The following is a 26,692-nucleotide window of genomic DNA, read 5'->3' as shown; positions in this document are numbered from 1 at the left end:
CGGCAACTTTCTCACACAACGCCGCGTTGTGACGCCCGGAAGAGTGACTCCTAGGGGGGAGTCGTTTCGTTCTGTACGGCAGGGAAGACCTCGGCGACGAGGGTGTGCAGGGACTTGCTCAGCAGGGCGTGCACCTGGTCCCGGTTCAGCGCACCGCGCACCAGCCACTCCCGGCCCGCGGCCTTCACCATGCCGCCGTAGGCCCGGATGAGCGCGTTCAGCTCGTCCCAGTGCTTGTTGTCCGGCGCGATCCCGACGGCTTCGAGTACCCGGTCCGCGGACTCCCGGTCGGCCTCGGCGAGGATCTGCTCCACCTCGGCGTCCCTGCCGATGCCCTCCGGCGCGATGGCCGCCAGCCACATCTTTCCCTGCTTGGTCACCATGTTCAGGAACCAGTCCACCGCGGCATGCGTCCGCTTCTCCAGCGATCCCTCCGGCAGCAACTCGACCGCGAAGTGCGGTACGGTCATCGCCCGCCGGATGACCGCGAGGTACAGCTCGCGCTTGGTGCCGAAGTAGTGGTTGATCAGGCCCCTGGCGACACCGGCCCGCGCCGCGATGTCCGATGTGGACACTTCGGCGTACGGTCGCTCGCCGAAGAGCTCGGCGGCGCAGGCGAAGATCTGCTCCCGGCGCTCGTCAGGTTCCAGCCGTCGCCATCTCGGTGCTGAGTCCGTGGTCATGCGCGTATTTTGTCACGTGCGTCACAGCGCCGGCGCCCGGCGGCCGTCCAGGGGCCTTGCCGCGCCTTTCAGGATGTGCTACCGCGCCGCCGTGCGCCGATCGGTGGTACGTGTGCGGGCTGAACGGGGGAGTCGTCGCCGTCGCGTACCTACCGTCGTCGGCTTCACCCGGTCGGCCGTTCCCGGGGCGCGAGTCCATCCGGCCGGCATCGCCAGCGGCGCCGCGGGCCGGGCGGGTCAAGGCGCTCGATCGGGCTCATCCGTCCACGAAGGACCTTCAGGAACTGCGGGAGCAGCACGAGGAGCGGTACGACCAGGCTGTACCCGGTGTCCGCCGGGCCGGAGTGGTCTACGGACGGGCCGGATCTGCTGTCGCCGGGCTGGCCGCGGTTCGAGCGGCCGGGGGTGGGCCGACCGTAGTCGCCGATGGCCGCGCGACCCGTGGTCGCCGTCACTGGGGCAGACTGGCTTCCGTGGATCTGGTGACTCTGAACGATATCCGGGACGCCGCCGAGCGGATCCGGGACGCGGTCGTCCGCACACCGCTGCTGCCGTGCCCCTGGGCGGACCCGGGACGCCCACTCTGGGCGAAGCCGGAGAGCCTGCAACCGATCGGCGCGTTCAAGCTGCGTGGCGCGCACAACGCGATCGCGCGGCTGGACGAGCGGACTCGTAGGAGAGGCGTGGTCGCCTATTCCAGCGGCAACCACGCCCAGGCGGTGGCGTACTCGGCGCGGCATTTCGGCGTTCCGGCACATATCGTCATGCCGGACGTGACCCCGCAGGTCAAGATCGACCGGACCCGGGAGTGTGGCGCCGAGGTGGTGCTGGTGCCGATCGCCGAACGCGAGTCCGCCGCCGACGAGCTGGTCGCCGACCGTGGCGCGGTGCTGGTGCCGCCGTTCGACCACCAGGACGTGATCGCCGGGCAGGGTACCGCCGGCCTGGAGATCATCGCCGATCTGCCCGATGTGGACGTGGTGCTGATCCCGGTGAGCGGGGGTGGGCTGGCCTCGGGAATCGGGACGGCGATCAAGGCGTTGTCCCCCGACGTGCAGGTGATCGGGGTGGAACCGGAGCTGGCCGCCGACACGCGGGACGGCCTGGCGGCCGGTGCGCGGGTCGACTGGCCGGTGGAGCGGCGTAGCCGGACGATCGCGGACGGGCTGCGCTCGCAGCCTTCCGAGCTGACTTTCGCGCACCTGAGCCGGGTGCTCGACGGGGTGGTGACGGTCGGGGAGCGGGAGATCCGGTCGGCGATGGCGGCGCTGGCATCCCGGGCACGGCTGGTCGCGGAGCCGAGCGGTGCGGTGGCGCTGGCGGCCTACCTGGACCATGCCGGCGAGTTGCCCGCCGGCCGGACCGCGGCGGTGATCTCCGGCGGCAACGTCGATCCCACCCTGATGGTGGAAATGCTCACCGAGCACGCCGCCCCTGCCCGTGGTTAGTTTTGGATCACGAGACCGTTACAGGAAGGAAACCCGCATGCTTTTCGGCGACGAGCACGTACGCCGCTACGAGGAGACCGACGGTGAGGTCGGGCACATCTGGCAGAACGACGCCCCGGTGCTGATCCTCACCACCACTGGCAGGAAGACCGGCCAGCCGCGCAAGTTCGCGCTGATCTACCAGGAGCACGAGGGGGACTACGTCATCGTCGCCTCCAAAAGCGGTGCCGACTCGCACCCGGGCTGGTACCTGAACCTGCAGGCCGACCCCGAGGTCGGCGTGCAGGTGGGGGCGGATAAGTTCACTGCGCGCGCCCGCACCGCGAGCTCGGCCGAGAAGGCGGAGCTGTGGCCGAAGATGGTCAAGGTGTGGCCGTCCTACGATGAGTACCAGGAGAAGACCGACCGGGACATCCCGGTGGTCGTACTCGAACGCGGGTAGTAACGGGTACCGAGGAGATGACAGGCCGATGACACAACAGTCCTCCGTCGATGTCGTCGGCTTGCTGACCAAACTCGCCGAAGCCCAGTTCAAGGCGGAGCGCGGTGAGCTCGATCCGGCGGAACTGCCCGGCCTGGTGCGTGCGCAGCGCATCGTCCGGGACCTTGCCGAGTGGCCGGTCGAAGCCGACTCGGACCGCTGACGGGCTTGGGTGTCGACATTTCCACCACCGACGATTCGACGGACATCGTGCTGACCCGCGCCCAGGCGCTTCGGCTGGGGCGACGGTTCCCCCGGCGCGAGCGCGGGCGCTGGTTCGGGCTGGCCATCGACCTGATCTGGCCGTTGCTGGTGCTGGGCACCCGGATGCGGATCCGGGGCGCCCAGCACCTGCCGGAGCGCGGGGGAGTGCTGATCGCGTCGAACCACCTCTCCTTCGCCGATCCGGTCACCATGACGCTGTTCTGCCTTTCCGGGCGGCGGGTGCCGCGATACCTGGCCAAGGCGGAGCTGTGGGAGGCGCCGGTGCTGCGCGCGGTGATGACCTCGGGGCGGCACATCCCGGTGCATCGCGGCACGGCCAGCGTCCGGGACGCCTACCTCGGGGCGGTGACCGCCCTCGGTGCGGGGGAGTGCGTGGTGATCTTCCCCGAGGGCGGGTTCTCCACCCGGGACGATGGCTGGCCGAGCAAAGGCAAGCCGGGCATCGGCAAGATCGCGCTCGACACGGGTGTGCCGGTGATCCCGGTGGCGAACTGGGGAACGCACGAGGTGCTGCCTGCCGGGCGGAAGCTGCCGCGGTTCGTCCCGCGCCGGACGGTCAACCTGGTCGCCGGCCCGCCGGTGGACCTGTCCGACCTGGCCGGGTCGAGCCCGAGCGCCACCGACGCGGCGCGGGCGACCAGGCGCATCATGGCGGCGGTGACCGACCTGCTGGCCGAGGTTCGCGTGGAGGACCCGCCGGCTGCATGACCGGACACCGGAGCGGCATAATCGACCCACATGAGTGAGCATTTCGACGTTGTGGTGCTGGGTTCCGGTCCTGGTGGGTACGTAGCGGCGATTCGGGCCGCTCAGCTCGGATACGACACGGCGATCATCGAGGAACGCTACTGGGGCGGGGTGTGCCTGAACGTCGGATGTATCCCGTCGAAGGCCCTGCTGCGCAACGCCGAGCTGGCGCACCTGTTCACCCACGAGGCGCGGACCTTCGGTATCCAGGCGGACGGGCCGGTCACCTTCGACTACGGCGCCGCGTACCAGCGCAGCAGGAAGGTCGCGGACGGCCGGGTCAAGGGCGTGCACTTCCTGATGAAGAAGAACGGGATCACCCAGTTCACCGGCCATGGCACGTTCACCGGACCGAACTCCGTCGACGTGCGGCGGAGCGAGGGTGGGACCGACACGGTGACCTTCGACCACTGCATCATCGCCACCGGGGCGAGCGCGAAACTGTTGCCGGGGACCTCGGTGAGCGAGCGGGTGGTGACCTACGAGGAGCAGATCCTCGAGTCGGAGCTGCCGGACAGCATCGTGATCGCCGGCGCGGGGGCGATCGGCGTCGAGTTCGCCTACGTGCTGCACAACTACGGGGTGAAGGTCACCATCGTCGAGTTCCTGGACCGGATGGTCCCGTTGGAAGACGAGGAGGTCTCCGCCGAACTCGCCCGCCGGTACCGTCGCCTGGGTATCGAGGTACTCACCTCCACCCGGGTCGATTCCATTGACGACAGTGGGGAGAACGTCGTCGTCACGGTGACCAGGGACGGCGAGCAGCAGACCCTGGAAGCGGACAAAGTGTTGCAGGCCATGGGTTTCCAGCCCAAGGTGGAAGGCTTCGGCCTGGAGAACACCGGTGTCCGGCCGACCGAGCGTGGCGCGATCGAGGTGGACGGCCGCTGCCGCACGAACGTGCCGCACATCTTCGCCATCGGCGACGTGACCGCGAAGCTGATGCTCGCCCACGCCGCCGAGTCGATGGGCATCGTCGCCGCCGAGACCATCGCGGACGCCGAGACCATGGAACTCGACTACCGCATGATCCCGCGTGCGACCTACTGCCAGCCGCAGATCGCCAGCTTCGGTTGGACCGAGGAGCAGGCCCGCGAGCAGGGCTACGAGGTCCAGGTGGCGAAGTTCCCGTTCACCGCCAACGGGAAGGCCCACGGGCTCGGCGACACGGTCGGTTTCGCGAAGATCCTCAGCGACGCCAGGTACGGGGAGCTGCTGGGCGCGCACCTCATCGGCCCCGAGGTGACCGAACTGCTGCCGGAGCTGACCCTGGCCCAGCAGTGGGACCTGACCGTGCACGAGGTCGCCCGTAACGTGCACGCCCATCCCAGCCTCGGTGAGGCCGTCAAGGAAGCCATCCACGGCCTCGCCGGCCACATGATCAACATGTGAGACCTGGTCTCGCGCGCTGGTGCTGTCCGGCTCGGAAGGCGTCCGTTAGACCTTGAAGTGGTACTCGCGCAGAGTCGACTTACCGGCCGGGGCTTGGATCCAGTTCAGCTCCCAGGTGTTCGAGTCGACGGCGAACTCGCGGTCGAAGCCGACCCACATGCCCCTCATGGTCTTGCCCATCGGGTCGATAACCAGTTGTAAGGCGCCGTGGTAGACGGATCCACGGTAGTAACCGGCCGGTGAGGTGCGTTCTGACCAGGTGCCGGTGGCTACCGAGCCGTTCAGGGTCAGATCGAGGTTCAGCTGAGATCCATTTTCTGCTGGAACGCTCTCGCCCGTGAATCGGTTACCGCGATGATGCGTCACGACGTAGTGCTCGCCCGCGAGGTCCTTGGCGCGTCCGGTGCTCGTGAAGATGTAGTGGCTGTGCCAGATGCCGGACAGGTCGCCGTCTACCGTGGCCGTGGCGGAATCGATCTCCGCGTCGGAGTCTTCAGCTAACGCCGGTGACGCGGCTGCGAGGGCAAGCGCAGTACTCAGCTTCAGTAGCAGGGCCCGACGATTAACCCCGGTGCCTGCGCGGCTGGCCCACGCCGCCGTGAGCCGGGCGAGTTCGTGTACGTCGATCTGCTCCCACTTGGTGACGGCTTCTTGCAGGTTTCGAGGGGACACCTGGCTGCCATCGGTGGGGGCAGCGGCGCCAATTTACTGTTGTCTCGGAAGACCGCATCGGCCGCACGGAAGTCGGCGCAGTCGCTCACCAAGTCCGAGATGCTGCACTCGTACAGCTCGGCGAGTCGGCTCAGGACGTCGAGTGACGGCGCGTGGCCTGTTGGGCCGGGCCACAGTTCCCAGTACGAGAAGTTCTTGAACGTTTTGGGTTCAGCAGGCCAGCGACGGTTCCACTGGTCGGCGGCGTCCCGCTGACTCCAGTCGCGTGCCATGCGAAGGGCAGCACGAACGTTCACTCCGTAACGCTCGCAGAATGCGGCGGCGATCTCGACCCAGGTTTTGTGCTCGGCCCGTAGTTTCGCCGCGAGTTCCCGCTGTTCCTGGCGCAGGCTTCGTACGGCAGACGGCATGACCCCTCCCTCGCTGGTGGGCACGAACCGTATCGCGTGACCAGCATGCAGCAAGGTGTCCCGGTTGAGCAGGGACTGGCTGTTCCACAAGATCACTGTCTCACGGGGTGTATTGGGGCTCCGACCTGCGGTTTTGTTGTCCGTAAGCGACCGAAGGCTCAGGAGGGACCCGATGGCAACGTGGAAGCACACCGTGTGGGTGACTAGTACCGGCAGGCCGACGGACCACGCTGTGTCGGATGACGACATGGCGGAGGCCATGTCGAGTGGAAGACGGTTCACCAGGGTGTGTGGCGACCACTTCTGGCCGGCCGCGGTGTGTGCGCCCCCGGGAAGCGCCTGTCCACGTTGCCTCTTGATCTTGAAGGCGTGTGCATCCCCGACTCCTGATCACCAGCGGGCGCGTCCACGGCGCCGAGGTTCCCTGCTCCGATGGTTGTTCGCAGGTTTGTTCAGGCCTCCGGCTGGTTCGTTGGCTTCTTCCCCCGAGTGGCCCTCTGGCGAACCGGCCGGAACCGGGCACGGCGAGGCGGGACTCCGCTCCCCTCGGATCCCTGCCTCGTCGTGCTTGCACGGACTCCGAGTCGGCAGTCGGGCGGGATCGCCAGTGAGCATGACGAGTAGTCGAGACGTGACCAGGCAGTACTCCAAGCAACTCCGGGTGGCCGCGGTGCGATACACGCTGCACGGCTGGGGTGTACTCCCCGGATCGGTCTGGGACGGGCGGCAGTACACGTTGGGGCATACCCCGACGCCGGTCGAAGGGCTGCTTCCCGTGATGCTGTCTGGCCGAACGTTCCGGCACCCGCGTCAGGCGTGGTCGTGGTGGAGCGTCGCGCCTTACTCCGTGCTGGCTCGTGCCGGTGCGGACTTCGACGTGCTGGTCGTTCCCGCCCCGTTGATCGAGCGCGCGACGACGCGGACCGGTTTGGGGCCGGTCCTGTGCACGCGGCCATCGGCAACCTGGTATTACTGCGCCGCGAACCAGATCAACTGGAGGGGCGGTTCGATTCGGGCAACGCCACCTTCATGCAGATCCGGTCACCGGACTTTCGCGTCGAGCGTGCGGATACGCCCCTGCGTGATCGCCATGACGCCACGCACCGAACAACCTCGTTGACGCTCGAACGAGTATGGGAGAACGGCCCGCTGTGGTTCCTCGTGCACCTGCGTGAAGAAGGCCGGATCGAGTTCGGATACGCCATGGACGCGGAGACCGGTCGGCCCGGCCCGGTCTTCTTCACCAGTCGGGACGGGTCGTGGTGCGAACTCTCCACTAGCGGCGACGGCATCCGGCACGTGTGGGAAGGTGGTCCGCGCCGCTTGCGGGCGAGCATCGAGGACGATGCGGCGTTGTGGCACGAGCAGGGTGAACCTGGGTGGTCTCGGTTCGGGTTGACGGTCCGGCGCGAGCGCCAGTGGGTGTGGCTGGACGATCCGGACGGACCGCTGGCCTGGCCATTGGGCGGCCGAGCTGACCCTGGCGCAGCAGAACGACGTTAGCGTCCCAGTAGCAGGCGCGCCTGGGCGGTCAGCTCCGTGGCGACCCGGTCCAGCGGGCGGGTGCTGCGCTGCGCGCGGGCGAGCACGAGCGCGCCCTCAATCGCGGCGATGGCCAGCGTGGCCATCGTCTCCGCCCGGTCGGCGGCTACCCCGTGCTGCCACAGGGCCGCGGCGATCGTGGACTCCCACGAGGTGAACGCTTCGCCCGCCGCGCGCCGGGCACCCTCGGATTCGGCACCGCCGAGCGCGCCCGCCGCGACCGGGCAGCCGGACTCGAAATCGCCTGACTCGAGCTGACCGCGGAAGAATTCGATGATCGTGCCGATCGCGTCGAGTGGGTCTCCCGCGGCGGCCAGCGAGCTGATGGTCGCGCCCATGAACCGGCCTGCCCGCTCGGTCGCCTCCGTGGCGAGCTGCGTCTTGCCCTCGGGGAAGTAGTGGTAGAGCGAGCCGCGCGGGGTGCCGGATCGCTCGACGATCTCGGTGAGCGAGGTGCCCGCGACGCCCCGCTCGCGAAACACCGCGATGGCTCCGTCCAGCATCCGATCGCGTCCCGAGCTCATGTCGATCAGTATAGCCTTGGCCGCTTATCTTTCTTGACTCACGACGAACTCGGTCCGATGTGTGACGTGCAGCACATGACTGGGTTATGACGATCGACATAGGTCACTATGACTTCGAGTAACACCTAACGAGGTGGACCCGACGACCGAGGGAGCGCGCGATGACGACCCGGCCCGCCGCCGACGCGGCGCACGAGGCTCGGTGGGGTAAGACGGCCTGCATCCTGTGTGAGTGCAACTGCGGGCTGGAGGTGCAAGTCGCCGACCGGAACCTGGTCAAGATCCGGGGCGACAAGGACCATCCCGGTTCGGCCGGCTACACCTGCGAGAAACCACTGCGGCTGGACAAGTACCAGAGCGACCCGCACCGGTTGCGTGCGCCGCTGCGCCGCCGCCAGGACGGCACCTTCGAGGAGATCGACTGGGACACCGCGCTGGACGAGATCGCAGTGCGGCTCGCCGCGGTCCGCGACGAGCACGGCGGCGAGACCATCTTCTTCTACGGCGGCGGGGGACAGGGCAACCACCTCGGCGGTGCCTACGGGAGAGCCCTGCTGCATGCGGTCGGCGCGCGGTTCATGTCCAACGCCCTGGCGCAGGAGAAGACCGGCGAGGGATGGGTCGACCAGCAGCTGCACGGCAACCACACCGCGGGCGACTTCGAGCGCACCGAGGTGGCCATCTTCATCGGGAAGAATCCCTGGCAGTCGCACGGGGTGGCCAGGGCCCGCCCGGTGTTGCGCGAGCTGGCAAGGGACCCGGACCGCGCGATCATCGTGATCGACCCCAGGGTGAGCGAGACCGCCGCGATGGCCGACATCCACCTACAGGTCGCACCGGGTACTGACGCCTGGTGTGTCGCCGCACTGGCGGCCACTCTGGTACAGGAGGAGCTGACCGCGCAGGACTGGCTGGACCAGCACACCGTCGGGATCGAGCAGGTGCTTTCCGCCCTGGGCGCGATCGACGTCGGCGACTACGCCCGCCGCTGCGGGGTGCCGGAGGAACAGATCCGGGCCGCAGCCCGGCGGATCGCCGCGGCGGAGAGCGCGGCGACCTACGAGGACCTCGGGGTGCAGCAGTCGCCGAACAGCACACTGGTGTCCTATCTGAACAAGATGCTGTGGATCCTCACCGGCAACTTCGCCAAGCCCGGCGGGGTGCACCCGCACTCCTGGGTGTTCCCGATCGCCGGGCGCTGGCATCCGATCCCACGTGCGGACGGCCCGCCACGGGGAGACCGCCTCCGCCGCGCGCTGGGCCTGGCCGCGATGCGCTGGGGCGCGCGGCCGCTGCGCCGGGCGATGGCGCTCGCGGCCAGGGGCCGCGGCAGCCGCCTCGCCGACCGGATCGCGGACGCCACACTGCGGCTGTTCTTCGAATCCGTGGCGGTACCCTCGGCTCGGCACATCGCCGACACGCTGGGCCGGTCGAACATCGAAGGCAGCACACCGGTCAGCGGCGCACGGGTGATCGGCGGCCTGATCCCCTGCAACGCGATCGCCGACGAGATCCTCACCGACCATCCCGACCGGTTCCGGGCAATGTGGATCGATGCCTCGAACCCGGTGCACTCGCTGGCCGAGTCGGAACGGTTCCGCCTTGCTATGTCCACACTGGACCTGTCAGTCGTCGTCGACGTCGCGTTGACCGAGACCGCCCGCTGTGCCGACTACGTGCTGCCCGCGGCCAGCCAGTTCGAGAAGTACGAGTCCTCCCTGTTCACCCTGCATTTCCCGCACAACGTGTTCCAGGTGCGGGCGCCGCTGCTGGACCCGCTGCCGGGCACCCGCCCGGAACCGGAGATCTACGCCGCGATCGTCGACCGGCTCGGCGTCGTCGAGGACACGCTGATCGCGGAGCTGACCGCCGCGGCCAGGGTGAGCAGGCGGGCGTTCGCGCTCGCGTTCTTCGCCACCGTGCGGCGGCGGCCGGAACTGGCCGGGCTGGCGCCCTACCTGCTCTACCGCACGCTCGGTGCGACACTGCCGGCCACCGAGAAACCGGTGGCCCTGATCTGGGGGATGGCGCAGCTGTGCGCGATAGCCCACCCGGACGCCGTCGTCAGGGCGGGGTTCACCGCGCGTGGCTTCGACCTTGGCGAGCAGCTCTTCGAGGCGTTCCGCACCCGCCGCGAAGGCGTGCTGTTCACCGAGGACCGGTACGCCGACGCCTGGAACTACATCCAGCACCCGGACCGGAAGATCCACGCCGCGATCCCGGAGCTGCTCGCGGAACTGGCCAGGATCGACGGCGTCGAGCCCAGCTACACCACCGCCGAGTTCCCCTTCGTCCTCTCCGCGGGAGAGCGCCGGTCCTTCACCGCGAACGTGATCATCCGCGACCCCGAATGGCGGCGCAGGGACAAGCAGGGCGCGTTGCGCGTCTGCCCCGCCGACGCCACCGAGCTCGGTGTGGCGACCGGCGACGTGGTGCGGGTGGTCACCGAGAACGGGTCCGCCCTGACCCCGGTGGAGGTCACCGACATCATGCAGGCCGGTCATATCTCCCTGCCCAACGGGATGGGCGTGTCCTACCCCGGCGAGAACGGCGCCGAGGCCGTCGGGGTCGCCCCGAACTCGCTGACCTCGGCGGCCCGCAGGGACAAGTTCTTCGGCACCCCCTGGCACAAGACCGTGCCCGCGCGCATCGAGGTGCTCGCCGAGCACACCGCACCGGGAGCACGGCCGTGACCCCGGCCAGGATCGCGGAGTTCCGCAATGGGGCACTGCGGTTCCCGGTGGCCGACGTGGGGCCGCTCGCCGGCGAACCCGTCCTGTTGCTGCACGGCTGGCCGCAGGACCACCGCTCCTGGCAGGCACTGACCCCGTTGCTGACCGGTGCCGGGTACCGGACCTACGCGCCCGACCTGCGTGGCGCGTCGGCCACGGCGAGCCCGAGGTCCAGGCTTGCGTACCGGTCGAGTGCCCTAACCGGCGACGCGGTCGCCGCGATCGACCGGATCGGGCAGCCGGTGCACGTGGTCGGCCACGACTGGGGCGCCGTACAGGCGTGGACCCTCGCGACCGGACGGCCCGACCTCGTGCGGAGTCTCACCGCGCTGTCCGTCCCGCATCCGGGGGCGTTTCTGCGCTCGATGCTGAGCAGCACACAGCTCGTGCGGTCCTGGTACATGTACCTGTTCCAGTTGCCCGTGCTGCCCGAGCTCCTGCTGCGCCGCCGCACGTTGCTCACCCGGTTCCTGCTCGCCAGCGGGCAGGACCGCGGGGCGGCGGAACGGGATGCGGCGCGGCTGGCGTCCCGTGCGCTGGCCAGAGGCGGCCTCAACTGGTATCGGGGAGCGCCGTTCACCGCACCGGGCGCGCTGCGATCGACCACGCCCGTACCGGTGCTCCAGGTCTGGAGCGACCGGGACGTGGCGGTGCTGCGCCGGGGCTCGGAACTGGCGCGGCGGCACGCGTCGGGCCGGTTCACCCTCCGGGTACTACCCGGCGTCAGCCACTGGATCCCCGAGGCCGCACCGGAAACGCTCGCGACGATGCTCGTCGAGCACTTCCGGTACAGGGCGCCGCTGGACCAGGGCGGACGTCCTCCGGTCAGCGACGGTCACTCCGGCAGCGCGTAGGCCCCGGCCGGCTGTCAGGCCCTGGCCTCTGCCGGTGTGGCCGGACGATCCGGGCTGACCGCCGTGCGGGCCGCCGGGCGGCGGGCGAGCCTGCGGTAGGCGGGCCGTTCGACCAGGACGGTCAGCAGCCAGGCCGCCAGGATCACCGCGGCGAGCACCAGGGTCAGGCGCAGCCAGCCGGAGGAGATACCGGCGTCGGACAGGGCCCGCGCGATGATGTAGCCGAGCTGCTGGTGCACCAGGTACAGGCAGTAGCTGATCCCGGCCAGCCAGGTGATCGGGCGGCGCAGGGCACGCAGGACCCGCAGGTTCCAGTCCGGACCCCGGGCGGCCGCGCAGATCAGGCCGAGCATGATCGTGAAGCCGATCACCGAGGCGAGCTGCGGCGAGCCGGTGCGGAAGGCGTGCAGGATCACGCTCAGCAGCAGCATCGGCAGCAACTGCGCGGTGCGGAGGCGGTGCTGTCCCCACAGCCAGATGGCCACCCCTGCGGCGAACAGATGCGCGTAGTACAGGCCGGAGGCGGTAGGCAGGCTGGTGACCAGCAGGCTCAGTATCGGGCAGGCGGCCGAGATGCCGAGCACGGTCCACAGCACCACGGGCGGGCTGACGCGGCGGAACCGGCTGCGCCACAGCAGAGCGGTCCCGGTGAAGGCCGCCACCTGGATCGGCAGCGTCCAGTAGGAGTTGTCGATCCGGGTGAAGAACTCGGTGTCCCACTCGTGCACCAGCAGGATACTGGCGAGCAGGTCACCGAGGTCCGGCACCGGCCAGCGGGTGTGCTCGGCGGCGCCCGCCGGGGCGACCGGGTCCGCGGCCAGAATGCCCAGCACGCCGGGCTCGTGGTGCCAGCCGTTGAAGCCGACCACCGCCCAGCGGGTGATCAGGTAGACCACGAGCAAAGCCACCAGGTACGCGGGCAGCAGCCGGGCGAGTCGCGCACGGAGCCAGCGCCCGGTCTCCCGCCTGCGGATGGTCGGGGCGATGAAGTAGCCGGACAGCACCAGCAGGGTCACGGTGCCGAACGGAACACTCAACGTGAACGGATACCCCTCGATCCCCGGTAGGCTGGGCGCCAGGTTCGTCACGTGGCCGGACACCACGAACAGGATCGCCACCACCCGGATGACGTCCCAGTTCATCTGGCGTCGAGACGTCGTAGCCCCGGGCGGGGCAGGCGTGGGGAGCACGAGGGTCCTTGGTGTACGGGGCCGCGGCGGCCCAGACACTAACGAAGTACTCCGCGTATCCCTCGGCCGGGCGGGCATGTGCTACACCGGGTGGTTCGCTCGCTACGCTTGGTGTGATCGCCCGTCACAGCAGGGCCTCGGCCTGGCTGCTGCGCTGGTACAGCACACGCCGACCGTCCCGGTTCCGGACGACCAGCCGGGCCCGGTGCAGGGCCCGCAGGTGGTACGACACGGTGGCCGGGGACAGGTCGTGCCGGGTCGCCAGCTCCGAGGTCGACCGCCCGCTGTCCAGGTCGGCCAGCAACTGCGCGCGGGTCGCGCCGAAGACCTCCGCGAGCCGGCTGGGGCTGCGGTCGTCGCCGATGCCGGTCGCCGGGTAGTAGATGACCAGCTGGTCCGGATCGTCCACCTGCACCATGGCCTGCGGCCAGGTGAACAGGCTCGCCGCGACCACCACGTCGCGGTCCCGGACATCTCGTTCCTCGGCGTAGGGCTTGTCGACGAGCAGCGAGCCACCCGTCCAGGTGAGCTGCGGATGCAGGGTGCCGAGCAGGCGACCGACCCCGTGGGTGGCCATGGTCCTGGCTCGGCGCGCCAGATCCTCGTCCAGTGCGTCCCGCAGCGTCGGCCAGTCCTCGGCGAGTGTCTCGCGCCAGAACCGGGCGAGCCCGGCGGCCGCCCTGCGGGGCAACTGCCCGGACTCGGCCAGCGAACGCACCCGCCGCGGCACCGGTTGCCCCCAGTGTGCCTCCGCGTAGGTGATCACCTGCCGCTCGACCTCGTGCTGGCTGGTGGCCTCGAGGTCGGCCAGCTGGGCCTCCAGCAGGTCCTCCGGCGGCACCCGCCGCGGTTGCGGGGTCAGCAGGTCGGCGGTGTAGCCGGACCCTCCTGGCGGCTGCAACTCGGCCAGCAGCGCGACGTCGGGATGTCCGAGCGCGCCGCGGGCACGCGGGCCGGGGTCGCCGAACACCGGGTGGCGCCGGCCGTGCACGGTCAGCTCGAGCCAGACCAACGCCTCGATGATGGGCGATACGGCGAGTCGGGTTCGCGCGATGGTCGCCGTATCGAACCGCAGCACGATCACACTCCGAGGCTAGCGGGGCCGGCCGCCGATTCGAGCTGGTTCGAAGACATGTACCCGGCCGGAGCAGTGCGCTTGGCTGTGCCCCGGTGGCGGGCTTCCGTGGGGGTGGAAGCCCGCCACCGAGGGCCCTGAACGTGGCGTTAAGGTCGTCAAACGTCGCGAACGGCACTATTGGGACGTCTGACGTCTCGAAAGCCACGTTCAGGGCTCTTGGGCCGGGCGGGCTACGGTGGGCGGGGAATGCCGTCGCGAGAGATCACCGACCCGTCACCCGAGCGCACCGTCTCCCGGTTCGCGCTCGGCCCGGTGCTGACCGTGGCCGGTGCGGCGATGGCGGTGCTGCTCGCGTTCGCCGGGCGTTACGGCTATCACGGCGACGAGCTCTACTTCATCTCCGCGGGCAAGCACCTGGACTGGGGGTACGCCGACCAGCCACCGCTGGTCCCGCTGCTGGCGCGAGCGATGGACCTGCTGTTCCCGGACTCGGTGGTCGGCTTCCGGCTGCTGCCCATCCTGCTCACCGGGGCCGGCATCGTGGTGGCCGCACTCACCGCGCGCGAGCTCGGTGGCGGCAGGCTGCCGCAGCTGATGACCGCGGGGGCCTATGCCTGCTCACCGTTCCTGCTCGCCGGGGCGGGGCACATCGTGGCGACCCACACGGTCGACGCCTTCCTCTGGACGGTGACCGTCTGGCTGCTCGTGCACTGGGTGCGGCTGCGGGACGAGGGCGCGCCGGACGACCGCTGGCTGTTGGGAGCCTGCCTGGTCACCGCACTGGCGTTGCAGACCAAGTTCCTCATCCCGATCTTCTGGGTGCTCGTGGCGATCACCGCGCTGATCCTCGGGCCAAGGGATCTGCTGCGCAGGCCGTTGCTGTGGGTCGGCGCGGCCATCGCGGTGGTGACGACCACGCCCACGCTGATCTGGCAGGCCGCGCACGGCTGGCCGCAGCTGGAGATGAACGAGACCGTGGCGCAGGAGGTCGCCTTCGCGGGCGGACGTTCCACCTTCCTGTCCATGGCCCTGCACCAGGCCGGGGTCGTGGTCGGCGCCGTGCTGTTCGCCTTCGGCACCTGGTGGTTGCTGCGGTCGGACCGGCTGCGACCGTACCGTTTCCTCGGCTGGACGGTACTCGGCGTCACCGCGGTGTTCTGGATCAACGCCGGGCGGCCGTACTACGTCGGCGGGCTGTTCGCGCTGTGTTTCGCGGCCGGAGCGGTGGAGATGTGCCGCGGGCTGCCCCGCCGCTGGCTGCGCTGGGGACTGGTGCCCGCGTACGCGGTGTCCGCGGCGGTCGCGATCAGCGGGCTCCCGATCACCCCTGTCTCGGAGTACACGGGCGAGCCGTACAGCCCGATGAACATGGCGCTGGAAGAGTTCGGCTGGCCACAGGTCGCCGAGGACGTGGCGAACGCGTACTGGGCGCTGCCGCCCGAGCGGCGCGCGAACGTCAGCATCGTGACCGACAGCTACTGGCAGGCCGCGGCGGTGGAGAAGTTCGCCGCGGACCGCGGGCTGCCGCCGGTGCACAGCGGGAGCCGGGGCGCCTGGTACTTCGGCGCCCCATCGGAGGAGGCCACCAGCACGCTGTTCGTCGGGGCGGACCGGCAGCGGCTGCTGCCCTACTTCGCCGAGGTCCGGCAGGTGGCGAGCCTGGACAACGAGCACCGGATCAACAACAGCAGCCAGGGCGCTCCGGTGTGGCTGTGCACCGGACGAGTGGCTCCCTGGGCCCAGCTGTGGCCCGAGTTCCGGCATATGACCTTCCGTTGGTGACGGTTCGGCAACACTTCTGCTTGTTTTGAACCGAAGTTCCGTGCGCTGAGGTGCGTAAACGCGCTGCGTAATCATCCGGCTGACCCTGTATCACCTTGACGGGTGGTTGTGGTCACACTACTTTTGCATGGCACCGGACGAAGTGAGGGCAAGGTGAATGTAAGTCTGCACGCGCCGAGCGATAATCAGGGTGTCGCACAGTCCGATCGGCCGCTGCTGTGGATGCGGGGCATCGTGAAGTCGTTCCCCGGGGTGCGCGCGCTCGACGGGGTCGAACTGGAGGTACGGGCCGGTGAGGTGCACTGCCTGCTGGGCCAGAACGGGGCGGGCAAGTCCACGCTGATCAAGACGCTGGCCGGTGCCCACCAGCCGGACGAGGGGGAGATCCGCTGGCGGGACGCCGCGGTCACGCTCAACTCGCCGGTGGCCGCACTGCGGCTGGGCATCGCGACCATGTACCAGGAGCTGGACCTGATCCCGACCCTCTCGGTGCGCGAGAACGTGTTCCTCGGGCATGAGCGCTCCCGGTTCGGCTTCACCCGGCCCGGGGTGGCCAGGGCGGAGACGACCGCACTGCTGGCCAGGCTGGGGCATCCGGAGATCTCCCCGGAGGCCGAGGTCGGGCGACTGCCCGCGGCGGCACAGCAACTGGTTTCGATGGCAAGGGCGCTGGCCCACGACACCCGGCTGATCGTGCTCGATGAGCCGACGGCCGCGCTGGCCGCCGACGAGGTGGACAACCTGTTCCGGATCGTCGGCGAGTTGACCGCGGACGGAGTCGCGGTGGTCTACATCTCGCACCGGATGGAGGAGATCCGCCGGATCGGTGACCGGGTCACCGTGATCAAGGACGGCCGGACCGTGGCGGCCAACCTGGACGCGCGGGAGACCCCCGCGGGCGACCTGGTGGACCTGATGGCGGGGCGCAAGGTGGAGAACGTCTTCCGGCAGGAGGGCGAGGGCTCGGCCGGATTCGGCGAGGAAGTGCTGCGGGTGTCCGGGCTGAGCCGGGCGGGCGAGTTCGAGGATGTCAGCTTCTCCGTACGCGCGGGGCAGATCGTGGGGCTGGCCGGGCTGGTCGGCGCGGGCCGCAGCGAGGTGCTGGAGACGATCTTCGGCGCGCGTAAGCCGGATGCCGGGCAGGTCGGCATCGGGGGTAAGACCCTCCTCGCCGGCAGCGTCGCGGCAGCGGTGAACGCCGGGGTCGGGCTCGCCCCGGAGGAACGCAAGAGCCAGGCGCTACTGCTGGACATGTCGGTCACGCACAACGTCACCCTGGCCAGCCTGCCGGCCTACAGCAGCCTCGGGTTCAGCCACCGTTCCAAGGAATCGAGGGACGCGGAGTCCACACTGGAGCGACTGGACCTCCGGCCTGCTGATCCACGGCGGATCATCCGCACGCTGTCCGGCGGGAACCAGCAGAAGGCCGTGGTGGCCAGGTGGCTGGTGCACGGCTGCCGGGTGCTGTTGCTGGACGAGCCGACCCGGGGAGTGGATGTCGGCGCGCGGTCGGAGCTGTACCGGCTGATCCACGAGCTCGCCGCGAGCGGGGTCGCCATCGTGCTGGTTTCCAGCGAGATCCCCGAGGTGCTCGGGCTCGCCGACCAGGTGCTGGTGTTGCGGGACGGCCAGGTGGTCGCGGACAAGCCGTCGAACGAACTGACCGAAAAGGACGTATTGGATATGGTGATGGAGGGGAAGGCGGCATGACGGACACTCTGGACCGGCCGCCGGTACGCCCGCAGGAGGAGACGCGGCGCCGCTCCTTCCCGCTGGACATCCGCCTGGTCGGGCTGGCAGGCGTGCTGGTCCTGCTGTGCGTGGTCGGGCACATCACCCAGCCGGAGACGTTCCTCACCGAGGCGAACTTATCCACTGTGCTGCGGCTGGCCGCGGCCATCGGTGTGGTGAGCGTCGGGATGACCTTCGTGATCATCGCGGCGGGCATCGACCTCTCGGTCGGCTCCATCGTCGCCCTCTCCAGCGTCTGGATGACCACGCTCGCCACCCAGTCCTACGGCCCGGTGGTCATGGTGCTGTGTGCCCTGCTGGTCGGTCTCGGCTGCGGGATGGTGAACGGGGTGCTCATCTCCTACGGGAAAGTCGTCCCGTTCATCACCACGCTGGCGATGATGGCCTCGGCCCGCGGGCTCGCCGAACGGCTCAGCGGCAGGCAGACCCAGGTGGTGACCGAGACCGGGTTCAACGACTTCTTCCGAGGCTCCCTGTTCGGCATCCCGGTGCTGGTGATCATGCTGGCGCTGGTGTTCGTGGTGGCCTGGATCGTGCTCAATCGCACCACCTTCGGCAGGCGCACCTTCGCCGTCGGGGGCAACGCGGAGGCCGCCCGACTGTCCGGGATCAACGTCAAGTGGCACACCGCGCTCGTCTACGGCATCAGCGGGCTGTGCTGCGGCATCGCGGCGATCATGGTGGTCGCCCGCACCACCTCGGGCGCCTCGACCAGCGGCCAGCTCTACGAGCTCGACGCCATCGCGGCGGTGGTCATCGGCGGTTCCCTGCTCTCCGGGGGGCGCGGCAGCCTGGTCGGCACCCTCATCGGCGTCCTGATCTTCACCGTGCTGGGCAGCATCTTCACCCAGAACAACCTCGACACCGACATCCAGGCCATCGCCAAGGGCGCGATCATCGTTGGCGCCGTATTGCTGCAGCACACCACCTCGGCTCGCCGCAAGGGAAAGCCGAAACAACCACGTAGTACCGGGCCCCAATCCACAGCTGCCGACGGGAGCAAACCATGACAGACAAGGCAAGCCTGCTCGCACGACGCGGATTCCTGTTCGGTGCGGCCGGGCTCGGCGCAGGCGCGGTACTCACCGGCTGCACCTCGAACGAGCCGCAGCAGCAGGACGCCGCCGCGGCGAACCAGGGCAGCAACTCCGAGCCCGGCCAGCCGGTCACCATCGGGTTCTCCGCGCCCGCGGCCGACCACGGCTGGATGGCGGCCGTCACGATCAACGCCAAGGCACAGGCCGAGAACTACAGCGACGTGACGCTGAACGCCACCGAGGGCACCAACGACGTCAACCAGCAGATCGCGCAGGTGGAGTCGCTGATCAACGCCGGGGTGGACGTGCTGGTGATCCTTCCCTCCGACGGCAAGGCCCTCACCGCGGTGGCACAGCAGGCAATGGACGCCGACCTTCCGGTGATCAATGTGGACCGGGTGTTCGACAGCCCACTGGCGTACCGCACCTGGATCGGTGGCGACAACTACCGGATGGGGGTCAACGCCGGGAACTACATCGCCGAGGAGCTGGAGCGGCAGAACATCAGCAACCCGGTGATCGGCGAGATCGCGGGTACGGACGCGCTGCCGTTGACCCAGGAGCGCAGCAAGGGCTTCAGCGACGCGCTGCGACGCCACGGGCTCAGCGTAGGCCCGCGGGCGGCGGCCGATTTCAGCCCGGAGTCCGGTCAGCAGGAGGCGGCCAACCTGCTGCAGGGCGCGCCCACCCTGCACGCCCTCTGGAACCACGACGACGACCAGGGTATCGGCGTGGTCGCCGCCATCGACGCGGCGGGCAGGGACGACTTCTTCATGGTCGGCGGCGCGGGCTCGACGAACATGATGCGGCTGATCAAGGAGGACTCCGGCCCGGTCAAGGCGACCGTCCTCTACAGCCCCTCGATGGCCTCCTCGGCCATCGCGCTGGCCAGGCTGCTCGGGCAGGGCAAGGGGATCGGCGACCTGGCCGAGCACGAGATCCCGGCCGAGGTGACCACCTACTCCGCCGTCGTCACCAAGGAGAACGTCGACTCCTATATGGACGTCGGCTTCGACTCCTGAGTACACAACACTCTTTGCACAGTAACTGTCTCAACATGACAAGGGGAACCGAATGAGTGAGCTGCCGGGGGATTCCATCGGCGTGGCCATGGTCGGCCATGCGTTCATGGGAGCGGTGCACTCGCATGCCTGGCGCAGCGTGCACCGATTCTTCGACGTCCCACTGACGCCGCGGATGGCCGTGCTCTGCGGGCGCGACGAGCGCAGGACCAAGGAGGCCGCGCAGCGGTACGGGTGGGAGTCGGTGGAGACCGACTGGCGGGCGTTGCTCGAGCGGGAGGACATCGACCTGGTCGACATCTGTACACCGGGGTACACGCATGCCGAGATCGCGACCGCGGCCCTGGACGCGGGAAAGCACGTACTGTGCGAGAAGCCGCTGGCGAACTCGGTCGCGGAGGCCGAACTGATGGCGCGGGCCGCGAGTCGGGCAGGCGAGCGGGGTGTGCGTTCGATGGTGGCCTTCAACTACCGGAGGGTGCCCGCGCTCGCGCTGGCCAGGCGGATGGTGGCCGAGGGCAGGCTCGGGCGGCTGCGGCACGTGCGTGCCGTGTACCTGCAGGACTGGCTCTCCGACCCGAGCGCGCCGATGAGCTGGCGGCTACGCAGGGAGCAGGCAGGTTCCGGTGCACTCGGCGACATCGGCGCGCACATCGTGGACGCCACCCAGTTCGTCACCGGGGACGTCCTCGCCGGGGTGACCGGCCGGACCGAGACCTTCGTGGACAGGCGGCCATTGCCGGACGGCGAGGGCACCGACGAGGTCACCGTGGACGACTCCGCGGTGTTTCTCGGCAGGTTCTCCGGCGGTGCGCTGGCGACCTTCGAGGCGACCCGGTACGCGCTGGGCAGGAAGAACGCCATGCGGATCGAGCTGAACGGATCCCGCGGCAGCCTCAGTTTCGACTTCGAGTCCATGAACGAGCTGTGGTTCTACGACGGGGAGGAACCCACCGGCACGACAGGGTTCCGGCGCATTCTGGTCACCGAGGCCGATCATCCCTATCTCGGTGCGTGGTGGCCGCCGGGGCACCTGCTCGGTTACGAACACACCTTCACCCACGAGATCGCGGACCTGCTTACCGCGATCGGTAACGGAAAGGAGCCGCAACCGAGCTTCGCCGACGGCCTGCGGGTGCAACGCGTGCTGGAAGCGGTGGAGCGCAGTTCGGCCGACGAGTCACGGTGGTCGGCCATCTAACACGGTGCTGTACGGCTAGCGAGGGAGAAAGGTACCAGTGCAGCGAAGCAGGAGTACCAGACAAGGCCACTCAGCGAAAAGACGAACCATGCGGATCGGCGCGGCCGCGCTCGCCCTGTGTACCGGGCTCGGTGCCGGCGCCTTCTCCGCGGTGAGTGCGGCGCAACCGCAGACACAGCAGCAGCCGGGAACCCAGCACGTGGCGAACGTGCTGGTGTTCTCCAAGACCGCCGGGTACCGGCACGCCTCCATCCCGGACGGGATCTCCACGATACGGGGACTGGGGGAGAGCAACGGGTTCACCGTCGAGACGACCGAGGACGCGAGCGCGTTCACCGATGACAACCTGGCCAGGTTCGACGCGGTCGTCTGGCTCTCCACCACCGGCGACGTGTTGAACGATTCCCAGCAGGGTGCCTTCGAACGTTATATCGAGGGCGGAGGGGGTTACGCGGGCGTGCATGCGGCCGCGGACACCGAGTACGAATGGCCGTGGTACGGCGAACTGGTCGGCGCGTACTTCCAGTCGCACCCGCATATCCAGGAAGCCACGGTGAACGTGGAGGACCGGCAGCATCCCTCCACCGCCGAGCTGCCGTACCAGTGGCCCCGCACCGACGAGTGGTACAACTACCAGCAGAACCCCCGGCAGGACGTGCATGTGCTGGCCTCGCTGGACGAGTCCAGCTACCAACCAGGCGACGGGGCGATGGGCGACCACCCGATCGCCTGGTGCCACGAGAACAGCGGTGGTCGATCCTGGTACACCGGCGGTGGCCACACCAGCGAGTCCTACGCCGACCCGCAGTTCCGCTCCCACCTGCTCGGCGGCATCCTGTACGCCACCGGCGAGCGCGCGGCGGACTGCTCCCCACCGGAACAGGGCGAGCAACCGTCCGATTCGGACTTCGACCAGGTCACCCTGGCCAAGGGCGAGCCGGAGACCGGCGAGCCGATGGCGATGGCGGTGCTGCCCGACCGGCGGGTACTGCACACCTCGCGAGACGGTGAGGTGTGGTTGACCACTCCGGCGGCCACCACCTCGCTGGCGGCCAAGCTGGACGTCTACAACCACGACGAGGACGGTTTGCAGGGTGTCGCCGTGGATCCGAACTTCGCCGACAACAACTGGGTCTACCTCTACTTCGCACCCCCACTGGACACCCCGGCCGGGGACGCGCCTTCGAACGGCACCGCGGAGGACTTCGCGCCGTTCGAGGGCTACAACCAGCTTTCCCGGTACAAGCTGGCCGCGGACGGCACCCTGGACCTGGCCAGCGAGCAGCAGATCCTGCGGGTTCCCGCCGACCGCGGCACCTGCTGCCACGCCGGTGGGGAGATCGACTTCGACGGGCAGGGCAACCTCTTACTGTCCACAGGGGATGACACCAACCCGTTCTCCTCGGACGGCTACACGCCGATCGACGAGCGCTCCGACCGAAACCCGGCCTTCGACGCGCAGCGCAGCGCGGGCAACACCAATGACCTGCGGGGCAAGATCCTGCGGATCGACGTCCAGCCGGACGGCGGTTACGCCATCCCCGATGGCAACCTCTTCGAGCCCGGAACGGACAGGACCCGGCCGGAGATCTATGCCATGGGCTTCCGCAACCCGTTCCGGTTCGCGGTGGACAAGGAGACCGGCTGGCTGTACGTCGGCGACTACGGCCCGGACGCCGGCTCGGCCGACCCGGACCGTGGGCCCGGCGGAACGGTCGAGTTCAACCTGGTGAAGGGCCCTGGCAACTACGGGTGGCCGTACTGCGTCGGGGACAATCAGCCGTTCGTCGACTACGACTTCGCCAGCGGAACCTCCGGGGAGGCCTTCGACTGCGAGACACCGCGCAACGACAGCCCGAACAACACCGGGCTCACCGAGTTGCCACCGGTCCAGCCCGCCTGGATCCCGTACGACGGTGGTTCGGTACCGGAGTTCGGCACCGGTGGTGAGTCGCCGATGGGCGGTCCGACCTACGACTACGACCCCGAGCTCGACTCGGTCACCAAGTTCCCGGAGTACTACGAAGGCAAGAACTTCGCCTACGAGTGGGATCGGGGCTGGATCAAGGAGATCACCGTCGGGCCGGAGGGCGAGCGCGGCGAGATCAAGCCGTTCTTCGACTCGATGGAACTCGTCCGGCCGATGAACCTCGAGTTCGGTCCGGAGGGTTCGCTGTACGTGCTGGACTACGGCACCGGGTACTTCGGCGGCTCGCCGGAGTCGGCCGTCTACCGGATCGACTACACCAAGGGGAACCGGACGCCGCAGGTCGAACTGAGCGCGGACACCACCTCCGGGCCGGCTCCGCTGGAGGTCACCTTCGATCCTTCCGGCACGACCGATCCGGATGGTGGCCCGCTGAGCTATGCCTGGGACTTCGATGGGGACGGCAGCACCGACTCGGGCGAGCAGGGGCCGGTGTCCCACACCTACGCCGAAGCGGGCCAGTACACCGCGAAGCTGACCGTGACCGACGAGACCGGGCTGGCCGGCGCCGCCAGCGTGGTGGTCACCGCAGGCAACACCGCGCCGACGGTGGACCTGCGGACGCCGGTCGACGGCGGGTTCTTCGGCTTCGGCGACACGGTGCCGTTCGAGGTCGCCGTGACCGATCCGGAGGACGGTCAGATCGACTGCGGTCGGGTCACCGTGGAGTACATCCTCGGCCACGATGCCCACGGCCACCCACTGAGCAGGGCGACCGGCTGCGAGGGTGTGCTCGAGACGCCGGGTGACGAGGGTCACGGGCTGGACGCCAACGTGTTCGGCGTGATCAACGCCTACTACACCGACAACGGTGCCCCCGGTGCGCCGGAACTGACCGGTGAGGACGAGCACGTCCTGCAACCGAAGGTCAAGCAGGCCGAGTTCTTCACCGAGCAGAACGGCGTCCAGGTGGTCGAAGCCGATGGTGCGAGCGGAGGCAAGCGGGTCGGCTACATCGACGACGGGGACTGGCTCGAGTTCGACCCGGTCAACCTCACCGGTGTGGACGGCATCGGTTACCGGGTCTCCTCCGGAGGCGCGGGCGGCACGATCGAGGTCCGCTCGGGTGCGGTGGACGGCGAGCTGCTGCAGACGATCGAGGTGGCCAACACCGGTGGCTGGGACAGCTATGTCGACATCGCGCCGAAGGTCATCCCGGACCCGGGTGGTACGCAACCGCTGTACCTGGTGTTCCGCGGTAGCGGTACCGGCGGGCTGTTCGACGTGGACGTGCTGAACGTGCGGGGCTCCGGGGTCGCCGATCCGGGAACGCAGGCCTGCGAGCCCGCGCAACCGGACGAGGGCTACCGGATGCTCTACGACGGCACCGAGGACAGTATGAGCGGCTGGAACCAGGCCGGGCCCGGTTCCTTCGCCCACCAGCCGGACTGCTCGATCGCCTCGGTCGGCGGCATGGGCCTGTACTGGTTCGAGCAGCGGTTCGGGGCGTACAGCCTCAAGCTGGACTGGAAGATGGCGGGGGACGACAACTCCGGCGTCTTCATCGGGTTCCCCGACCCCGGCAACGACCCCTGGCTCGCGGTGAACCAGGGCTACGAGATCCAGATCGACGCCACCGACGCGCCGGAACGGACCACCGGTTCGGTTTACGGCTTCCAGTCCGCGGACCTGGAAGCCAGGGACGGGGCGCTGAACCCGCCCGGCGAGTGGAACTCCTACGAGATCGTGGTGCGCGGGCAGACCATCCAGGTCCACCTGAACGGGACGTTGATCAACGACTTCGTGAGCACCGACCCGGACCGCGACCTCACCCAGGGGTTCGTCGGCATCCAGAACCACGGCGACGCCGACGACGTGTCCTTCCGGAACGTCCAGATCAAGGAGCTGGACGCGGCCGCCCCGGTCACCACGGCCAGCTTCACCGAGCCCGGCGAGAGCGGCTGGCACGCCGGGGACGTCTCGGTGACGCTGAATGCGACCGACGAGGGTTCCGGAATCGACCGCATCGAGTGGAGCCTGGACGGTGATGACTGGAGGACCTACCGCGAGCCGGTCGCCATCAGCGGGGACGGGGAGCACACCCTGCTCTACCGAGCCGTGGACAAGGCGGGCAACGTCGAGCCGGACAAGGCGGCGACGGTGAAGATCGACGCCACCAAACCCACCGTGATGGTGGCCGGCGTGGCGAACGGCCAGGTCTACGGGGACGCCACCGACCTGGTGGTCTCTTGGCGGGCGACGGACGCGGCTTCCGGGGTGGCCACCCAGTCGGCCACCCTGGACGGGCAGCAGATCACCTCCGGTCAGGCGGTGCCGCTGCACCGGCTGCCGCTCGGGGTGCACACCCTCGAGGTGAGCGCGACGGATGTGGCGGGGCACAGCGCCGAGCAGACGGTGTGGTTCGCCTCCACCACCTCGATGCGGGACATCGACCAGCTGCTGACCCGGTTCCGGGCCAGCAACCGGCTGTCGCTGTCCGCGTACACCTCGTTGTCCAAGGAGTTCGGCAAGGCCCGCAAGGCCGAGGCCAAGGGCAAGGACGCCAAGTCGGTCCGGAAGCTGCGTTCGTTCGCCGAACTGGCCGGCGATGCCGGGTTGGTGGCCGACGCGGTGGTGCGCGACACGCTGGTTCGGGATGCCGAAACGATGATCGACCGTATCGAAGGTGTGGCGGGAGGTATTGCGTGGCCGGCTGAAGCGAGTAGAACCTGACGGCAGGGCCGGGGCGGACGTCCTCCCCGGCCCGCTTTCTGCCTGCCGTCTGACTGAGGAAGGGGCTGGGGACATATGGATGCAGCGGCACCCACAGGGCTTTGGCTGATCGGAGCGCGTGGTTCGGTGGCCACCACGGCCATTACCGGGCTGCTTGCCCTGCGTGCGGGGGTCGTGCCCGCGACAGGGTGCGTCAGCGCCCAGCCGCACTTCGACGAACTGCGCCTTCCCGCGTGGGAGGATCTCGTTGTCGGTGGGCATGACATCGTGTCCACCCCGCTGGCCGAGCGGGCCGCTCAGCTGAGCGAGGCCGGGGTCGTTCCCCCTCGAGTCCTGGACGCGGTCCGGGGCCGGCTGGACACGGTCGAGTCGGAACTGCGCGAGGGGTACCATCCCGCGACAAATTCCGGTTCGCAGACCGACGCGGCCCGCAGGCTGGCCGACGACATCACCGACTTCGCGCGGCGACACGGCCTGGCCAGGGTCGTGGTGTTGAACGTGTCCTCGACCGAACCGGCGTTTCCCGGCCTGCCCGAACACGGTTCGCTGGAGGCGCTGGAAGCGGCGATGGCCGTGCCGGGACGCACGGTGCTACCGCCGAGTTCGCTGGCCGCCTACGCCGCCCTGCGCGCGGGCTGTTCTTACGTCGACTTCACCCCCTCGACCGGAATCCGGTTGCCCGCGCTGGAGCATCTCGCCGCCCGCCAGTCCCTGCCGTATGCCGGCTCCGACGGCAAGACGGGTGAGACCCTGGTGCGCAGCGCCCTCGCCCCGCTGTTCGCCTCGCGCGCGCTGCGGGTGCGTTCCTGGGCGGGCACCAACCTGCTCGGCGGCGGGGACGGGCTGACCCTTGCCGACTCCGAACACGCGGGCAGCAAGCTGGCCTCCAAGGGGCGCGGCCTGGCCACCCTGCTCGGCGAGGACGTGGTGGCACCGCTGCACATCGACAACGTTCCCGATCTCGGCGAGCAGAAGATGGCCTGGGACAACGTCTCCTTCGAGGGCTTCCTCGGCGCGCGGATGTCCCTGCAGTTCACCTGGACCGGTTACGACTCGGCGCTGGCCGCCCCGCTGGTCCTGGATCTGGCGCGGTTCACCTCGGCCGCGCACGCGGCCGGGCAGACCGGGCCGCTGGGCGCGCTCGGCTTCTACTTCAAGGACCCGATGGGCACCGACGAGCACCGGCTCGCCGAGCAGGCTGCCGAACTGGCCGGCTGGGCGGCGAAGCTGTGATGGAGCATCCGAAAACCGCTGAGACGT

General features: G+C 69.2%; 21 protein-coding genes. 15 read left to right on the top strand and 6 right to left on the bottom strand.

What is annotated here, in order from left to right; genetic code table 11:
- Positions 1 to 50 precede the first annotated feature (50 nt).
- Together FB471_RS32110 and FB471_RS32105 are read right to left on the bottom strand one after the other, a co-directional pair.
- Entirely contained in the window at positions 51 to 683 is a 633-nt protein-coding gene (locus tag FB471_RS32110) for a TetR/AcrR family transcriptional regulator (protein ID WP_142003566.1), read from the bottom strand.
- A gap of 164 nt (positions 684 to 847) precedes the next feature.
- The gene (locus FB471_RS32105; protein ID WP_142003565.1) at positions 848 to 1,138 is read right to left on the bottom strand and encodes a hypothetical protein; all 291 of its coding nucleotides are present in this window, start codon (positions 1,136 to 1,138) and stop codon (positions 848 to 850) included.
- Between the two features lie 18 nt (positions 1,139 to 1,156).
- Here FB471_RS32105 and FB471_RS32100 point away from each other — a divergent pair, with 18 nt between their 5' ends.
- The 5 genes from FB471_RS32100 to lpdA are packed head-to-tail and all read left to right on the top strand — an operon-like array spanning position 1,157 to position 4,976.
- Positions 1,157 to 2,131 (top strand): threonine ammonia-lyase, encoded by a 975-nt coding sequence (locus FB471_RS32100; RefSeq protein WP_142003564.1) that lies wholly within the window; start codon positions 1,157 to 1,159, stop codon positions 2,129 to 2,131.
- 37 nt (positions 2,132 to 2,168) lie between these two features.
- Positions 2,169 to 2,573: a nitroreductase family deazaflavin-dependent oxidoreductase gene (locus FB471_RS32095; protein ID WP_142003563.1), complete on the top strand. Its 405-nt coding sequence runs from the start codon at positions 2,169 to 2,171 to the stop codon at positions 2,571 to 2,573.
- A gap of 28 nt (positions 2,574 to 2,601) precedes the next feature.
- Positions 2,602 to 2,775 (top strand): hypothetical protein, encoded by a 174-nt coding sequence (locus tag FB471_RS34305; protein ID WP_170221071.1) that lies wholly within the window; start codon positions 2,602 to 2,604, stop codon positions 2,773 to 2,775.
- Positions 2,776 to 2,780: 5 nt separating this feature from the next.
- On the top strand, positions 2,781 to 3,545 hold the full coding sequence (locus tag FB471_RS32090; protein ID WP_425457127.1) for a lysophospholipid acyltransferase family protein: 765 nt from the start codon (positions 2,781 to 2,783) through the stop codon (positions 3,543 to 3,545).
- 30 nt (positions 3,546 to 3,575) lie between these two features.
- Positions 3,576 to 4,976: a dihydrolipoyl dehydrogenase gene (lpdA, locus tag FB471_RS32085; protein ID WP_142003562.1), complete on the top strand. Its 1,401-nt coding sequence runs from the start codon at positions 3,576 to 3,578 to the stop codon at positions 4,974 to 4,976.
- A 45-nt stretch (positions 4,977 to 5,021) separates the two neighbouring features.
- On the opposite strand, the gene FB471_RS32080 is transcribed toward lpdA, so the two are convergent.
- Positions 5,022 to 5,648 carry a hypothetical protein gene (locus tag FB471_RS32080; RefSeq protein ID WP_142003561.1) on the bottom strand — a complete coding sequence of 209 codons (627 nt, stop codon included), beginning with the start codon at positions 5,646 to 5,648 and terminating at the stop codon, positions 5,022 to 5,024.
- 1,352 nt (positions 5,649 to 7,000) lie between these two features.
- Between FB471_RS32080 and FB471_RS32075 the strand changes: the two genes are divergently transcribed.
- Entirely contained in the window at positions 7,001 to 7,561 is a 561-nt protein-coding gene (locus FB471_RS32075; protein WP_142003560.1) for a methyltransferase domain-containing protein, read from the top strand.
- Here the strand turns inward: FB471_RS32075 and FB471_RS32070 are convergent.
- Entirely contained in the window at positions 7,558 to 8,124 is a 567-nt protein-coding gene (locus FB471_RS32070) for a TetR/AcrR family transcriptional regulator (RefSeq protein ID WP_211358302.1), read from the bottom strand. The genes FB471_RS32075 and FB471_RS32070 overlap by 4 nt on opposite strands.
- Before the next feature lie 161 nt (positions 8,125 to 8,285).
- On the opposite strand from FB471_RS32070, the gene FB471_RS32065 reads away from it, so the two are divergent.
- Entirely contained in the window at positions 8,286 to 10,817 is a 2,532-nt protein-coding gene (locus FB471_RS32065; protein ID WP_142003559.1) for a molybdopterin-dependent oxidoreductase, read from the top strand.
- Positions 10,814 to 11,710: an alpha/beta fold hydrolase gene (locus tag FB471_RS32060; RefSeq protein ID WP_142003558.1), complete on the top strand. Its 897-nt coding sequence runs from the start codon at positions 10,814 to 10,816 to the stop codon at positions 11,708 to 11,710. Before FB471_RS32065 ends, FB471_RS32060 begins: the two co-directional genes overlap by 4 nt.
- 14 nt (positions 11,711 to 11,724) lie before the next feature.
- Here FB471_RS32060 and FB471_RS32055 read toward each other — a convergent pair whose 3' ends face one another.
- Positions 11,725 to 12,852: an acyltransferase family protein gene (locus tag FB471_RS32055; RefSeq protein ID WP_142003557.1), complete on the bottom strand. Its 1,128-nt coding sequence runs from the start codon at positions 12,850 to 12,852 to the stop codon at positions 11,725 to 11,727.
- 172 nt (positions 12,853 to 13,024) lie between these two features.
- On the bottom strand, positions 13,025 to 13,984 hold the full coding sequence (locus FB471_RS32050) for an ArsR/SmtB family transcription factor (protein WP_142003556.1): 960 nt from the start codon (positions 13,982 to 13,984) through the stop codon (positions 13,025 to 13,027).
- 240 nt (positions 13,985 to 14,224) lie between these two features.
- Between FB471_RS32050 and FB471_RS32045 the strand changes: the two genes are divergently transcribed.
- From FB471_RS32045 to FB471_RS32015, 7 genes are all read left to right on the top strand, one after another.
- A complete protein-coding gene (locus FB471_RS32045; protein WP_142003555.1) occupies positions 14,225 to 15,760 on the top strand; it encodes an ArnT family glycosyltransferase in 1,536 nt (511 codons plus the stop codon).
- 222 nt (positions 15,761 to 15,982) lie between these two features.
- The gene (locus FB471_RS32040) at positions 15,983 to 17,470 is read left to right on the top strand and encodes a sugar ABC transporter ATP-binding protein (protein WP_142003554.1); all 1,488 of its coding nucleotides are present in this window, start codon (positions 15,983 to 15,985) and stop codon (positions 17,468 to 17,470) included.
- Positions 17,467 to 18,522, top strand: coding sequence for an ABC transporter permease (locus FB471_RS32035; protein ID WP_142003553.1), 1,056 nt, complete (start codon positions 17,467 to 17,469; stop codon positions 18,520 to 18,522). Before FB471_RS32040 ends, FB471_RS32035 begins: the two co-directional genes overlap by 4 nt.
- Positions 18,519 to 19,571 carry a substrate-binding domain-containing protein gene (locus FB471_RS32030; RefSeq protein ID WP_142003552.1) on the top strand — a complete coding sequence of 351 codons (1,053 nt, stop codon included), beginning with the start codon at positions 18,519 to 18,521 and terminating at the stop codon, positions 19,569 to 19,571. The genes FB471_RS32035 and FB471_RS32030 overlap by 4 nt, the downstream gene beginning before the upstream one ends.
- A gap of 52 nt (positions 19,572 to 19,623) precedes the next feature.
- Positions 19,624 to 20,772, top strand: a complete 1,149-nt coding sequence (locus tag FB471_RS32025; protein ID WP_142003551.1) for a Gfo/Idh/MocA family protein — start codon at positions 19,624 to 19,626, stop codon at positions 20,770 to 20,772.
- Between the two features lie 88 nt (positions 20,773 to 20,860).
- Positions 20,861 to 25,432 (top strand): ThuA domain-containing protein, encoded by a 4,572-nt coding sequence (locus tag FB471_RS32020; protein WP_142003550.1) that lies wholly within the window; start codon positions 20,861 to 20,863, stop codon positions 25,430 to 25,432.
- Between the two features lie 75 nt (positions 25,433 to 25,507).
- Complete coding sequence (locus FB471_RS32015) at positions 25,508 to 26,665, top strand: inositol-3-phosphate synthase (protein WP_142003549.1); 1,158 nt, start codon at positions 25,508 to 25,510, stop codon at positions 26,663 to 26,665.
- Positions 26,666 to 26,692: the final 27 nt, after the last annotated feature.

The organism is Amycolatopsis cihanbeyliensis (genome assembly GCF_006715045.1).
GTDB lineage: Bacteria > Actinomycetota > Actinomycetes > Mycobacteriales > Pseudonocardiaceae > Amycolatopsis > Amycolatopsis cihanbeyliensis.
Note: the sequence above shows the minus strand (reverse complement) of the source record. Positions and strands in the feature narration are given on the sequence as shown.

Coding starts and splice junctions, on each gene's coding strand:
- FB471_RS32035 (WP_142003553.1), top strand. CDS start 17,467: ATGACGGACACTCTGGACCGGCCGCCGGTACGCCCGCAGGAGGAGACG.
- FB471_RS32070 (WP_211358302.1), bottom strand. CDS start 8,124: ATGAGCTCGGGACGCGATCGGATGCTGGACGGAGCCATCGCGGTGTTT.
- FB471_RS32095 (WP_142003563.1), top strand. CDS start 2,169: ATGCTTTTCGGCGACGAGCACGTACGCCGCTACGAGGAGACCGACGGT.
- FB471_RS34305 (WP_170221071.1), top strand. CDS start 2,602: ATGACACAACAGTCCTCCGTCGATGTCGTCGGCTTGCTGACCAAACTC.
- FB471_RS32110 (WP_142003566.1), bottom strand. CDS start 683: ATGACCACGGACTCAGCACCGAGATGGCGACGGCTGGAACCTGACGAG.
- FB471_RS32065 (WP_142003559.1), top strand. CDS start 8,286: ATGACGACCCGGCCCGCCGCCGACGCGGCGCACGAGGCTCGGTGGGGT.
- FB471_RS32030 (WP_142003552.1), top strand. CDS start 18,519: ATGACAGACAAGGCAAGCCTGCTCGCACGACGCGGATTCCTGTTCGGT.
- FB471_RS32040 (WP_142003554.1), top strand. CDS start 15,983: ATGCGGGGCATCGTGAAGTCGTTCCCCGGGGTGCGCGCGCTCGACGGG.
- FB471_RS32045 (WP_142003555.1), top strand. CDS start 14,225: ATGCCGTCGCGAGAGATCACCGACCCGTCACCCGAGCGCACCGTCTCC.
- FB471_RS32015 (WP_142003549.1), top strand. CDS start 25,508: ATGGATGCAGCGGCACCCACAGGGCTTTGGCTGATCGGAGCGCGTGGT.
- FB471_RS32055 (WP_142003557.1), bottom strand. CDS start 12,852: ATGAACTGGGACGTCATCCGGGTGGTGGCGATCCTGTTCGTGGTGTCC.
- FB471_RS32020 (WP_142003550.1), top strand. CDS start 20,861: ATGCGGATCGGCGCGGCCGCGCTCGCCCTGTGTACCGGGCTCGGTGCC.
- FB471_RS32025 (WP_142003551.1), top strand. CDS start 19,624: ATGAGTGAGCTGCCGGGGGATTCCATCGGCGTGGCCATGGTCGGCCAT.
- lpdA (WP_142003562.1), top strand. CDS start 3,576: ATGAGTGAGCATTTCGACGTTGTGGTGCTGGGTTCCGGTCCTGGTGGG.